This window comes from Flavobacteriales bacterium TMED191, assembly GCA_002171975.2.
Taxonomy (GTDB): Bacteria; Bacteroidota; Bacteroidia; order Flavobacteriales; family TMED113.
This window is the reverse complement of the sequence record NHIO02000022.1, coordinates 66,374-80,673: the sequence shown is the minus strand read 5'-3', so window position 1 is coordinate 80,673 and position 14,300 is coordinate 66,374. Positions and strand designations below refer to the sequence as shown.

11 protein-coding genes and 1 tRNA gene are annotated in these 14,300 nt (G+C 30.1%); 4 read left to right on the top strand and 8 right to left on the bottom strand.

The window, feature by feature from the left end:
* Positions 1-144: 144 nt before the first annotated feature.
* Positions 145-2,532 (bottom strand): transketolase, encoded by a 2,388-nt coding sequence (locus CBD51_002120; protein RPG60049.1) that lies wholly within the window; start codon positions 2,530-2,532, stop codon positions 145-147.
* Positions 2,533-2,641: 109 nt separating this feature from the next.
* On the opposite strand from CBD51_002120, the gene CBD51_002115 reads away from it, so the two are divergent.
* Positions 2,642-3,124 carry a DUF4442 domain-containing protein gene (locus tag CBD51_002115; GenBank protein RPG60048.1) on the top strand — a complete coding sequence of 161 codons (483 nt, stop codon included), beginning with the start codon at positions 2,642-2,644 and terminating at the stop codon, positions 3,122-3,124.
* Positions 3,125-3,192: 68 nt separating this feature from the next.
* Positions 3,193-3,408, top strand: a complete 216-nt coding sequence (locus tag CBD51_002110) for a hypothetical protein (protein ID RPG60047.1) — start codon at positions 3,193-3,195, stop codon at positions 3,406-3,408.
* 46 nt (positions 3,409-3,454) lie between these two features.
* On the opposite strand, the gene CBD51_002105 is transcribed toward CBD51_002110, so the two are convergent.
* From CBD51_002105 to CBD51_002095, 3 genes are read right to left on the bottom strand one after another with little or no spacing between them, the layout of a single operon-like run.
* A complete protein-coding gene (locus tag CBD51_002105; protein ID RPG60046.1) occupies positions 3,455-5,353 on the bottom strand; it encodes a T9SS C-terminal target domain-containing protein in 1,899 nt (632 codons plus the stop codon).
* Positions 5,354-5,412: 59 nt separating this feature from the next.
* Positions 5,413-6,003, bottom strand: a complete 591-nt coding sequence (locus CBD51_002100; GenBank protein ID RPG60045.1) for an acyltransferase — start codon at positions 6,001-6,003, stop codon at positions 5,413-5,415.
* The gene (locus CBD51_002095; GenBank protein RPG60044.1) at positions 6,000-7,238 is read right to left on the bottom strand and encodes a hypothetical protein; all 1,239 of its coding nucleotides are present in this window, start codon (positions 7,236-7,238) and stop codon (positions 6,000-6,002) included. The genes CBD51_002100 and CBD51_002095 overlap by 4 nt, the downstream gene beginning before the upstream one ends.
* 341 nt (positions 7,239-7,579) lie before the next feature.
* Between CBD51_002095 and CBD51_002090 the strand changes: the two genes are divergently transcribed.
* Positions 7,580-7,655, top strand: a tRNA-His gene (locus CBD51_002090).
* Between the two features lie 14 nt (positions 7,656-7,669).
* Here CBD51_002090 and CBD51_002085 read toward each other — a convergent pair.
* From CBD51_002085 to CBD51_002075, 3 genes are read right to left on the bottom strand one after another with little or no spacing between them, the layout of a single operon-like run.
* On the bottom strand, positions 7,670-8,251 hold the full coding sequence (locus tag CBD51_002085; GenBank protein RPG60043.1) for a thioredoxin family protein: 582 nt from the start codon (positions 8,249-8,251) through the stop codon (positions 7,670-7,672).
* Complete coding sequence (locus CBD51_002080) at positions 8,241-9,842, bottom strand: MFS transporter (GenBank protein ID RPG60042.1); 1,602 nt, start codon at positions 9,840-9,842, stop codon at positions 8,241-8,243. Before CBD51_002080 ends, CBD51_002085 begins: the two co-directional genes overlap by 11 nt.
* Before the next feature lie 30 nt (positions 9,843-9,872).
* The gene (locus CBD51_002075; protein ID RPG60041.1) at positions 9,873-12,029 is read right to left on the bottom strand and encodes a S9 family peptidase; all 2,157 of its coding nucleotides are present in this window, start codon (positions 12,027-12,029) and stop codon (positions 9,873-9,875) included.
* A gap of 54 nt (positions 12,030-12,083) precedes the next feature.
* On the opposite strand from CBD51_002075, the gene CBD51_002070 reads away from it, so the two are divergent.
* Positions 12,084-13,490 (top strand): FAD-binding protein, encoded by a 1,407-nt coding sequence (locus CBD51_002070; GenBank protein ID RPG60040.1) that lies wholly within the window; start codon positions 12,084-12,086, stop codon positions 13,488-13,490.
* On the opposite strand, the gene CBD51_002065 is transcribed toward CBD51_002070, so the two are convergent.
* Positions 13,487-14,296, bottom strand: coding sequence for an FkbM family methyltransferase (locus CBD51_002065; protein ID RPG60039.1), 810 nt, complete (start codon positions 14,294-14,296; stop codon positions 13,487-13,489). The genes CBD51_002070 and CBD51_002065 overlap by 4 nt on opposite strands.
* Positions 14,297-14,300: the final 4 nt, after the last annotated feature.

Here is a 14,300-nt window from a genome sequence, read left to right as displayed (position 1 = left end):
TCAATTTTGGGTATTGCTTGTTTAACAATTTTAGCAACTTTTTGGTCTTCATGATTTATATATTTTAGTAAGTCATGAATTTTCATTGTTTCTAAATTCTTGTATATGCTGTCTTGTTCAGTAAATTTTTTCACTTGATTTAATCTAGGTAGGGTATTTACTTGGTTTTGATTCAGACATTAAATCATAGCATTTATCTATCACTTGGTCAATATTGGATTTAGAGAAGTAATCTCCATCATCTCCATAAGCAGGTCTATGCTCATTAGAGCTTATAGTAACGGGTTTACTATCAAGATAATTGTATGCATCTTGTTCTTCTAATACCTTTTGCATCATATAAGCGGTTCCACCTCCAGACACATCTTCATCTAGAAATATAACTCTGTTTGTTTTTTTAATACTTTTTAAAATACTATGATCAATATCAAAAGGAATTAGAGACTGTACATCAATAATTTCAATATAGATATTAAATTTCTCTAGTCTTTTTGAAGCTGCTAGTGCAATTCTGCAACATGAACCATAGGTTACAATAGTTATATCAGTACCGTGATTAATAATTTCTACTACACCAATTTCAGTTTCATATTCCCCTAAATTTTCAGGTTTATTTTCTTTTAGTCTATATCCATTTAAGCATTCTATAACTAGTGCAGGTTCATCTTTTTTTAATAAATGATTATAAAATCCTGCAGCTTTAATCATATTTCGAGGAACTAATATATTGATCCCTCTTAATAAATTGATAATACCACCCATTGGAGAACCTGAATGCCAAATCCCCTCAAGCCGGTGTCCACGCGTTCTTATAATTAATGGCGCTTTTTGTCCCCCTACTGTTCTATATTGTAATGTAGCTAAATCATCACTTAGTATTTGGATCGCGTATAACAAGTAATCAAGATATTGGATTTCAGCAATTGGTCTAAGACCTCTCATTGCCAAACCAATGCCTTGTCCTATAATAGTTGCTTCTCTTATTCCTGTGTCAAATACTCTCACTTCACCATACTTAGCTTGTAGACCTTCAAGCCCTTGATTAACATCACCAATCTTGCCACTATCTTCTCCAAAAATTATTAATTCAGGATGTTTTTGTAATAATGCGTCAAAATTATCTCTTAAAATAATACGTCCATCAACCATTTTTGGTTCATTTGAATAAATAGCTTTTTTGATATTTGTTAAATCTTGATTTTTCACTGAATGGGCAGATTCGCTATAAAGATGACTAGAGTATAATTTTTGATATTTTTCTTTAGTTTTTAACAGCCACTGATAAATTTCTGGTATTTGTATGTTGTTATATTTAATATTTCGAATTATCTCTTTAGTACTAGAAATTAATAATTTTCTATTTGGATTATTGGTTGTTTTCAACTCATTAGCAATTGAATTAATGGTATTATTAGAATTATTTTTATTCAATAAGCTTAACAGTTCTTCTTTTTCTTCATTTAATGTTTTAAGGTAATTATTCCAGGTTCTTTTTTGTGCTTCTTTTACTTTTTCTTTTGCGTCTTGTTCTATTTTTTTTAAGGTTTCATTGGTAGCGATATTTTCATCTATCATCCATTCTTTCATTTTTTTAACACAGTCAAATTCTTTTTCCCAATTAAGTTCGTCAGTAGTTTTATATCTCTCATGCGAACCAGATGTTGAATGTCCTTGAGGTTGCGTCATTTCTTTTACGTGAATAATTACAGGTATGTGGTGTTGGCGACATAATTTACTTGCTTCAAAATATGTTTTGCATAATTCTTTATAATCCCAACCGTTTACTGTGTATATTTGGATTCCATCTTTTTTCTGGGTTCTCTGAAAACCTTTTAGTATTTGTGAAATATCTTCTTTTGTTGTCTGATATTTACTTGGGACCGATATACCCCAACCGTCATCCCATATTGAGATTATTACAGGTATTTGTAATACACCTGCTGCATTTACAGTTTCAAAAAAAATTCCTTCAGATGTACTTGCGTTACCGATTGTGCCATAGGCAATCTCATCTCCATTAATACTGAATTTCGACTTATTATTTTGCAATAAATAGTTTCTATATATTTTAGAAGCGTGTCCTAATCCTAATAATCTTGGCATTTGAGATGCTGTTGGTGATATGTCAGATGCAGAATTGTACTGTTGAGTTAAATCATTCCATTCGCCTTGACTGTTTAAACTTCTTGTCGAAAAGTGATTATTCATTTGTCTTCCGCCAGATGCGGGCTCTTTTGTTAAATCGGTCTCTGAATACAGTTGGTAGAAGAATGAGTCTAAACTTAACTCTCCAATTGCCATCATAAATGTTTGATCTCTATAATATCCTGATCGAAAATCACCATGTTGAAAAGTTTTAGCCATCGCTATTTGTGCTAATTCTTTTCCATCACCAAATATTCCAAACTTTGCTTTACCAGTTAAAACTTCTTTTCTACCCACCAAGCTAGCTTCTCTACTCTCACAAATAGTTTGAAAGTCTTTTAAAACTTCTAGTTGGAATTGTTTAAGTGTTATTTTGTTTTGTTTCAAGCTTGGGTTTTTTAAAAAATAAAAATAATGAAAATTGTTCTTAAGATAAACAATTGTGGATTTTAAAAACTGTATTTCTTATATTGTTTAAAATTTAAATGTTATTAATATGAATTCCCTCTCTATCCAACAAATTAAAATTGTAAATCAATTTACGTCATGGAGATTTATTTTTTTTCTGATTTGGAAATTGCCTATGGGTTTTATTTCTGGAATAAGAGTTAAATCCTTGGATGATAAACAATGTGAAGTGACAGTACCTTTCAATTTTTTGAACAAAAACCCTTTTAAATCAATGTATTTTGCAGTTCAAGCCATGGCCGCTGAATTATCCACAGGTGCACTTGTTTTTGTTCATCGAAGCAATAAAAATACGTCTATTATAGTAACTAATTTTGAGTCAATTTACCATAAAAAAGCAGTTACTAAAATTAGATTTTTATGTGCAGATGGTGGTAGGATATTAACTTCATTAAAAAAGGCAGAAGAGACTAACCAACCTCAAAAATGTATTATGAGATCAAGAGGATACGATACTAGTGGAGTTTGTGTTTCGGAATTTAAAGTAACGTGGTCTATAAAAAAAAGATAACATTAATAACAATAAATAAATAATTTCATATATTTAAAGTATGTCATAATTTCTAATTTAATTGACTCATGGATAAAATTTTAAATGATTTATTAGTTTCAAAAGAAAAGGATACATTAGTTGAATACGAAAAGATTTTGAATAAATCTTTAGACTATATGTCCTCAATAGAAAATATTGATGAATCTAAATTAGATAAAATAAGACAATTTGTTTCTAGGGTAATTGATGAAGAAATTGATTATTTAGTTCGCAATCCTGAAGACTATTTTGAATTGTTTTAAAATTCAAATTCGTAAAATAAAAGGGGGGCTTATGCCCCCCTTTTATTTAGTCAATAATTAATTTTTTCTGGGCTTTTAGTTGCTTGTTTTGCAATTCTATAATATATGAACCAGCGACTATGTGATTTATATCAATAATTTGTTTTTTGTCAAAATCATCATATTTGTGTTGAAGAATTATTTCTCCTAACATATTATAAATACATATCGTAGAATTATCATTTAATTTCTGTTCACTAGAAATTTCAATGAAATTGTTAGCTGGATTCGGGAAAAAATCAATACCATTTAATTTATTCTCAGAAACGGAATTATTACCATCTAATCCAATTCTGATTGATGCTGCATTTGGATTTGAATACCATGTTTGATCATTTGGATAAAATACTAGAGAGGCAAACCATGGTTGTAGAACAGATGTATCATCGTTAATTAATATGTCATTAGAAAGACCATTACTATACATTTCGATGACTATATAGTATGCATTTGGATTTAATTGTAAGTCGGGTACATCAATGACAATACTTCCCCAATTAACGTGATTTTGGTCTACTAATGTAAAATCGCTTTGCCATATAGCTCCACCAAATTCTGGATTTAGTTCTGTTACATTTGGGTCAAATATACCCGTAGTATCACATACATAAGCAATTATTTCTCCACCAGGAACTGTCTGAAATGTTCCAAGACTAGTTGGGTGTTCTGAAGTGTTTAAATCTATAGTGATAGAACTTAAAACAGTACTTTCTTTAATGTCAAAATAATTTGCATACCTTACTCCATCTGCTGTATCATCACCACCAGGCCAACCAGTTCCCATCCATTCGGATGATGTGTATAGTCCATCAATTGCATATGTGTTTTCAGATATTTCAAATTCTCTTGTTAATGTGTTATCTTCTGGAGTTGGATCATCTCCAGATGAAGTGATTTCAGCAGTAAAACTATATGTTCCAGTAGTTAACATTGATACATCAAAGTACTCCGTTTCGATTAGGCCTGTAGAGTCAGACTCAAGTATTGCATATTCAATGTATCCCTCTGCGCTTGTTCCATTTATTGAGCCACTTAGGCTTATGTTTTCTTCATCGCTATATCCATAGTTGTAAACTTCAGCACCAATTAACATTTGATCTGGCATTTGATTTTCAGGAATAGTGTAATATTCTACATATTGTGGATTCTCCATTGTTAGCCAAGCAGATTGCATTTTTAAATCATGTGAAGGGCGTTGTATAACAGATAGATCATCAATCATCCAATAATAATGTGTTCCAATCCATTCAAATTTAAAATATACACCATCAGTGTTTGGTGCGTAATTNCCTAGTGGNATTTGACTTAGTGTTTGTNTTTCAACATTAACTTCAAATNTTTCNCCTTCTATATACTCTAGATCATTAAATGTTTCNCCAGCGTCNGTACTGATGTAAACATTTAAGTCATTTTGGTCACTNGGTGAATAATANCAACATATTCTATAGTTAGAATAAAATTGTAGAACTAGTTGTTCAGTATCTGAAGTTAAGTCTATTGGACCAACAGTAAAACTTGCACTGATAGGATTTTCGCCTACTTCACCGTCTGCAACACCATTTTGTGGACTAGTGTTAAAAAAGTCAGCTTCCATCAGCATAAAGCCATTTTCAGGCGTTTCAGATTGTATTACAGCTGCATTTTCACTCCATTGTCCTCCTGGAGCTGTTGTGCTCCATCTCCAATCCCCAAAGCCTGCGATATCTTCACTTGTAAAACTTGTAGTATCTGAGAAATCGTTAGACCAAAGAATTTCATCTCCACCTGCTAATGCAGTTGGAGTATTCGTGTCAGTTATTTGAGTATAATTACTCATTGGTACATTTTCTATATGTTTTATGTTTATTTGGGCATAATTAGACAGTCCAAATAATATAGATAAGGAAATTAGTAATGTTTTTTTCATGTTTAAAATGTTAGAGGGTTATTATATTTATTTTAGAAATTTACTAAAAAAAGATGATATTAAAGCAAATCTTCTTTAAGACAATCCCATTGATATGCTTTTTTTTGATTTATTGCAATACAATTTTCGGCTTGGATAACAAGACTATTTGAAGGGATATTTTGTCTAATGGTGCATCCAGCCCCAATTGTTACGTTATCTCCTATTTTTATGCCAGCTACAATACAACAGTTTGCGCCAATCCAAACATTATCCCCAATTATAATGCCTTTTTTGTTACTAATTTTCCTGTGATCGTAAATATTGTGATTTGTAGTTGTTATGGTAGTGTTTTGTCCAATATTAACATTATTGCCTAATTGTAATCCACCATATGCATTGATGTAAATACCTATGTTATCTCCTGGATCACACATAATACCTTTTTGTATATATTCTACTCCCATAATTTTACTTCTAAAATCAACTGGCCAGGGAATATTTCGATTAAACCCAATTATTTTTTGCATAAAAAAGTACCTTCTAATTACCTCAAAATTATACATATACCCATTTCTTTGTCTTTTGTATTGAGGATATGCAGCTTTAACCCACAATCTAAATAGAGAGTTATCAAAGAACATAAAAATTCCCTTTAATAATTTTTTCATATTAATTTTTTTAATTCACTTTTCATATATGCATTTAAAATAAGATAATGAATAGCTCCAAAAATGGATGCTGTTAATAATGCGACTTTAATATCGTTATATTCTTTTAAAAAATAAAATGCAATTAATTGAAATGAAAATAGGCTTATGTTAAAAAACAATAGTATTTTTTGTTTATTCAAAATATCACCTATGTGGCTTATTGGTGAATAAATATTTTTCATCAATACAAATACACTAAAGTATTTAAGTATTAGTCCTGATTGCGCCCATCTTTCCCCAAAAAGTGAAAAGATATTTTCTCCAAAAATACTAGCAATAATCAGAAAGGGAAGTAAAATATAAAATATATTTTTTTGGATTTTGTTTGTTAGGTTAAGCAATTTTACTTTATCATTATAAATTAGTTTACTGGCTTTTTCAAAGTAAACTTGAGAAATTGAAGACGTCATAAATGATACAGGAATTGCAATTATTTTTTCGGCAATAAAATATAGTCCTGCTATTTTGGCTCCAAAAAATATTATAATAATTGTAGTCATTCCTATATTAGAAATTGAATTAAAAAGATTAGATAAAGTTGAAAATTTTAAGAAATCAATATATTTTTTAAAATTCTTCACCATCGATTTTTGATTAATAAATTGCCAATTCAAATCTCTAATACAATTTTTAAAATTCAAGGCGCTGGTTAGAATGAGTGAAAAAATATGTCCCATTATAAGCCCTGAGGTGATTTTTTTAAATCCTAATACTAATCCAGAAAATGAGTTTGAACTAGATTTCAATATATTTTGATGCGCAATACAATTATATTTTCGGTTTCTATTTAAAAAATTGATTAGTGATTGATTAATAGAAATTAAGAATATAGATAATGGAATAATAAAATAGTACTTGCTTATTAGTTCTGACTCTATTTTTAAAAACAATAAATCATGAAAAATATTTAATAACGATAAAATTATTGCAGAGAAAAAAAATGCAATAAGAACACATAATGCTAATATATTTAGTGCATCTTTTTTCCTTTTAGGAAGCATAATAGCTACATCATATTTGCCACTTGCTATAGCACCCAGTATTGTACAGATACTAATATATAATCCATAAAAACCAAATTGTTCTGGAGTGAAGTATTGAGTCAGTAAAGGTGTTATGATTATAGGTATTAACTGTGCAATGGAAATACTTGTTAGTAATTTTAGTACGTTTTTATGAAAATCAGCTAACATGTTTTTGTTTTTTTCGTTTCATTATTTTTATGTAAATAAAAAAAATAAATGGAGCAGTTATAAAATGTAAACATATAATTAACGGTGCTGGGATAAGCACGTAGAAGAATTCGTGAATATTATTACCAAGGTAATAAAATATAAAAGGTAAACCAATATGTTCTATTATTTCCACTAATATTGTAATTATTAAAAAAGCAGGTCCATATTCAATAAGATTAGCTCGTAAATTCTTCCACTTCCAAAAAGAAATTTTATGAAATATTGAGTGTTTAATATATTGAATAATTTTTTTCATTTGTTAAAATAAATCACTTTAGTATATTTGCACAATCTACATGGTGGCTATAGCTCAGTTGGTTAGAGCATCGGTTTGTGGTACCGAGGGTCGTGGGTTCGAGTCCCATTAGCCACCCATTTTTATTTAAATGTTATTCTCTATTTTTTAAATTTGCTTCAGCTGTATTTATAAAAGAATTTGGGTCAGGCATATATCCCATACGTTGTCCATGAATTTTAATTTTGTCTTGAGACTTACTACCATCTTCTTGTAATTCTCTTTCAATGTCAAAGATAAGTACTGTAGGATAACCTCTAACTAAACCACGAAAAGTTTGTTGCAATTCAGCATTTTGTCTTTTTATAATAGGATCTTGTTGAGTCCTTCTAGGATAATCGAGCTCAAACAATACTACATTTTCACTTGCCCACTTTTTAAATGTTTCAGTATCAAAGACAGCTTTTTTCAATTTTTTACACCATCCACACCAGTCACTTCCTGTAAAGTTTGCCAGAATTGGTTTATTCTCTTTTATAGATTTATTATATACTTCATCATAGTTAATTAACCAGTCAGATTTCTCTTCTATATTAGAATTAGATTGAACGGTTTGAGTTTTATTAGTAACAACTTTATTTTGTGCTATGATTTTATTAGACTTTTGATCTGAATTACTACAGCCAAAAAATAAAAAACCGCAAATAGAAAAAACAAATATTCTTTTAATGTACATCTCCCATTAATTTTTTAATTAAAGGTGAAATTAAAAGGGTAATCACCGCTATACCTATTGTTACAAATCCAATTTTGGCAAATAAATCATTGTACACCATTGCTTCAGCAACACCAACTCCATTTGGATCAACACCTGAAAATAGAATTTTATTTAATTTCCCTAACAAGCCTTCAGAACTAGTTGTTTCACCACTGATTGTTAGTTTGGCTAACATACCTGCTATGTAGTGAGCAACAGTCGATGATAAAAACCATAAACCCATAAAAAAGGCAGTAGCTTTTTTAGGACTCAATTGAGTTACTTTAGATAATCCAATTGGCGATAAGCACAATTCACCAGTCGTTATCAATAACCAACCAATAATTAATGTTCCAAATGGTAATTTTCCAGCATCACTAATAAAATGAATACTATATGCAAATGCAAGAAATCCCAATCCTAGAAAAGCTAATCCCAGAGCAAATTTTTTGGGAGTATTTGGGTTTCTTCCCCATAAATCTAATTTTTGCCATAATAATGCAAAAGGGAAAGCCGCTAGAATAATAATTGCGGGGTTTATACCATTTGTTTGTGACGCAGTGAACATTCCTAAGTTAACACACTTATCTGCCCATACAGTTAGAGAGCTTCCAGCTTGCTCAAAACAAGCCCAGAATATAGCACATAAAACAGCTAAGATCAGAATAGAGCCTATTTTATTAGCAACATCTGATTTGCCAGATTGATAATTTTGATACATTAATAAACCAGCATATCCAACCGAAATAATTAATAATATGTTTATAATCATTCCTAAGAAATTACTTCCACCTGCTTCAAGTACAATGAAATATGCGAAAATTGGTACAATTAAGAAACCGAATACCCATACAAGCTTATCTATGTTAAGATTGAAAAACTTTTTATCTGCATATTCTTGAGGTTGTAGGCCTTTGTCACCAAAAACTCCTTTTTTTAGACCATCCCAGAACACAATCACACCTGCTAACATTCCTAGTCCGGCAAGACTGAAACCATAATGCCATCCCCACATTTCACCAATATACCCACATATAAATGGAGCAGCAGCAGCACCTAAGTTAATACCCATGTAAAAAATCGTGAATCCTGAGTCACGTTTAATGTCACCTTCTTTATAAAGCGCACCAACAAGAGAAGAGATATTTGGTTTAAAGAATCCATTTCCAGCAATCAATAGTCCTAAAGCTCCATAAAAAAAGAAATCTCCTGGAAATGCCATAAAGAAGTGTCCTATTGCCATTAAAACTCCACCTAGCATAATTGCTTTTCTATAGCCTATAAATCTATCTGCAATAAATCCACCTAGTAGAGGTGTGGCATATACTAGAGCACCATATGCTGCATATATACCATATGCAATTTCTTCATTATTTTCTACACTCTCCATATAGTCTTTAATGATGTAAAGCACTAACAAGGCTCTCATACCATAAAAACTAAATCGTTCCCACATTTCAGCAAAGAATAGGTAAAAGAGAGCTTTAGGGTGTCCATCATGATTTATAAACCATTTAGCTACTAAAACTGCAATTACTGTTAGTGCTGTCCAAAAAATTAATTGTCCCATTTTATATTTTTTTAGTTATGATTGGCAAAATTACAGATTTTTAGTTATAAAATCGGTAATCTGCGTGAATAAATGCAATCTAGTATTTCCTCCATATATTCCATGATTTTTATCTGGATAAATAAATAGTTCAAATTGTTTATTTGCTTTTACAAGAGCATCGACCATTTCGTAGGTATTCTGTACATGTACATTGTCATCGGCAGATCCATGTATTAAAAAGTAATTTCCGGATAATGAATCCACATGGTTAATAGGTGAATTAAGGTCATATCCGTCAGCATTTTCCACAGGTGACTGCATGTATCTTTCTGTATAAATTGTGTCATAAAATCTCCAGTTTGTGACAGGTGCCACGGCAATAGCTGTGTTAAAATATTCGTGACCTTTTAATAGACACAATGAAGACATGTAGCCACCATAGCTCCACCCCCAAATGCCTATTTTTTGTTCATCTACATATTTTAGTTTTGCTAAATACTTAGCGCCTTCGATTTGATCAATAGTTTCTAATTTACCAAGTTCTTTGTATGTACATTTTTTAAATTCAGCACCTCTGCCCCCAGTTCCGCGGTTGTCAATAGATACAACTATGTAACCTTGCTGACAAAGCATTTGATACCACATATAGTGACCTCCCCAAGAGTTAGTGACAGTTTGCGATCCAGGTCCACCATATACATACATTAATACAGGGTATTTTTTATTTTCATTAAAGTTAGGAGGCTTCATCATCCACCCATTTAAATTTATTCCTTTGCTTGTTTTGAATGTAAAGAAATCTTTTGTTGTTAAGTTATAATCATTTAATGTTTCACGAAGTTTGGATGAGTCTTTTATTGTATTCAATTTTTTCCCATCCTTATTAAATAGATTAATTGTATTTGGTGAGTTAGCACTTGAATGGGTATTAATAAAAAATGAATAATTTTTGCTAAACGATGCGTTATTAGTTCCTTTCTCACCTGATAACTTTTTTTTGCTTTTGCCCCAAATATTTATTCTGTAAATATCCTTTTCCAGTGGAGACTCTTCGTTTGATTGATAATATAAAATTTTATTTGCATCATCATAACCATAAAAATTTGTTACTTCCCATTTTCCTTTCGTGATTTGACGTCTTTCTTTTCCATTCATTTGAAAAAGATAAATGTGATTGTATCCATTCTTTTCACTTGTCCACAAAAAACCGGAATCATCTTTATAAAAGATCAAGTTGTCATGTATATCAACATAGTATTTATCTTTTTCTTCATAAATAAATTTTGCATTTCCATCTGATGGATTTACACTAAGTAATTCCAAATGATTCTGATGACGATTTAATCTCTGAATAAATAGTTGATTTGTTAGGTTTGTCCACTTCATTCGTGGTAAGTAGTTTTCTTTTTTAGTATTAACTTTTGCAGTAATATTTTCTTTTGTAATTATATTGAAAATGTTGATTTGTACCTTAGAATTTTTTTGTCCTGCTTTAGGGTATTTGAAACGTTCTTGAGAAGGATAAAGACCCCCCTTGAAAACATCCATTGAGAATTCTTCAACTTTGGATTCATCAAATATATAATATGCAATATATTGGCTATTTGGTGACCATTGATATCCTTTTACTAGAGCAAATTCTTCTTCATATACCCAATCAGTTGCACCACATATAATTTTATTAGGAAGTCCTTTGTGAGTAATTTTTTCAGTTTTGCCATTTTCCAAATTATAAGTGTATATATTATTGCGATACACATAGGAAATAAATTTTGAGTTAGGAGAAAAATCAGCTAAACTGATTTTGTTATTAAATATTTTTATTAACTCTTTACTTTCGGTATTATAAACATAAAAAATACTTTTTTTAGAGTATCTGTAGATTTTTTCGCTTTCAGTTTCTAGTAAAATTAATTTTTCATTTTTATTAAACTTATAATTGCTAAAATTCAAATCTTGAATATCACTAGATTTAAGAATAGTTTGCACTTTTTCTAAGTTTTCATAACTAAATTTTTCAATTGAAGTTGTGTCACCATTTTTTAAAGTTGTATAATGTAGACCATCATTCATTGAATTTAAACCAAAAACCCAATCTTGATTAAATTTCCTATTTAGGAATATATCTTCATTTGTTATTGATTTTTGTGAAAAAATCAATAAAAATGTAGTTAAAAATAATGTAAAAGTTAATCGAAGTTTCATGTAAAGACTTTTTTAATTAGTTAATTTAGTGCAATAGTACTAAATACTAACTTAGTGAATTATACTCGAATTAATAAAACCCATATTAAATATTTTAAACAAATTTTAAATGATAATAATGTTTATTTTGGTGAGGAATGTAAGCATTATGCAAGTGATCACACTGAAAATTTAGTTTTTGTCCCTGAATTAGTTTTAAGTCCAAGTTCTACTACAGAAGTTGCAAAAATATTAAAGTATTGTAATAAACATAGCATACCCGTGACTCCCTCAGCAGCTTTAACAGGACTAAGTGGCGGTGCTTTACCAATATTTGGTGGTATTAGTTTGTCGATGATCAAGATGAATAAACTCATCTCCATTGATGAAGCTAATTTTCAAGCTATTGTTCAACCAGGTTTAATAAATGAAGAGTTTCAAAGTATTTTAAAAAAGAAAAATTTATTTTACCCTCCCGATCCTGCAAGTAAGGGGTCATGTACTTTAGGTGGCAACTTTGCATTAAATGCGGGTGGCCCTAAAGCTGTTAAATACGGTGTTACAAGTAATTATGTTTTAAATCTTGAAATTGTTTTACCAAATGGCGATATTTTTTGGACAGGAGCCAATACTCTTAAAAATGCAACAGGTTATAACTTGACACAATTAATTGTTGGTAGTGAAGGTACATTGGGGGTAGTTACTCAAGCTGTTGTTAAAATTTTACCTTTACCTAATCATCGATTATTAATTTTGATTCCATTTGAAATAAATCTAGAGGCATGTAAAGCAGTTTCGGATATAATGTATAATAATATTTTGCCCTCTAGTTTAGAGTTTATGGAGAAAGATGCAGTTGTTTTTGTCCAAGATCAAAATTATGCTAATATTCCGTTCTCAATAGATGATAAAACAGATTCTTTTTTATTAATTGAGTTAGATGGTAGTAGCAAGAAAAAATTGTTTGAAGAGGCAGAAAAAATATATGATTTTACCCGAAAATATTCTTGCGGTGAGGTTATTGTAGCTGACAATGACATTGAACAAGAACGCATATGGAAGGTTAGAAGATCAATTGGACTTGCAGTAAAAGCATTTTCAGTTTATAAAGAAGAAGATACAGTTGTTCCTAGAGCAAATCTAGTAAAGCTTTTAGAGGGTGTAAAAATAATTGGAAATAAATACAATTTCAAATCAATATGTTATGGTCATGCCGGAGATGGTAATTTACATGTGAATATTCTAAAAGATGGATTGACAAATCATCAATGGGATGTTGTTTTAAATAAAGCAATAAGAGAAATATTTCATTTGTGTGTTAAATTAGGAGGTACTATTTCAGGCGAACATGGAGTCGGTTTTGTGCAAAAAAAATACATGGATATCCCTTTTACGGCTTCTAATTTAGCTTTGCAAAAAAAAATTAAGAAAATTTTCGACCCCAATAATATTTTGAATCCGGGTAAGATTTTTGATATTTAATTTATAGTTTTTTTACTAGCATATATATTAGTAAGTTTAGTTTTTTCAAATCCTTTTTCTTTTTCTATGTGAGTAATATTTAATTTATTCTCTACAAGAATACTTTTGGCTATTTCTAAGTTGTTATTGATATCATTGACCTCCATTACTACATTGTTAATTATTTTCCAATTTACACTACTGATTCCTTTTAGCACATTAATCTCTTCACCTTCACAGTCAATTTTTAATAAGTTAATTTTTTTTATTTTATGTTCTTTTATGAAATTACTTAGTATTATAACAGGACTTTTTATAGTATAACTATTAGATTTTAAGTACTGAGCAATTAATGGAATGATAAAGTTGGGGATAAGTTTTGCCCACCAAATTTTTTTGGAAGCATTTACTATACTTCCTTTCACTGCAGCAATAAAATCTTTTTTATTCTGTGTCCATGTATCTGGCTTCGATGTTGATAGCGCGGGGCTATTAGGGAAATAGGTAAATTTTATAAGTTTTTCAATGTTCGAAATACCCATCATATATGTTTTAAACTTTGGATTTAAACTTATTTCAGAATTCTTTTTAAGAACTTTATATATTTCTGGAATAGGTTCAAAAGCGTGTATGGTAATATCATTATAGATTTTCGAAAGTCTTATACCTAATATGCCTATATTAGCTCCAACGTCAATAATTACGTCTCCCTCATTTAATTCAATGCCATACTTTAGGTATCCTGAAATATGCTCATCTAATACAGTGGCCTCATTTTGTTTTAAGCAGTATATAGTTGTGTTATCGTTTAAATTAATTTTTTTCATACTT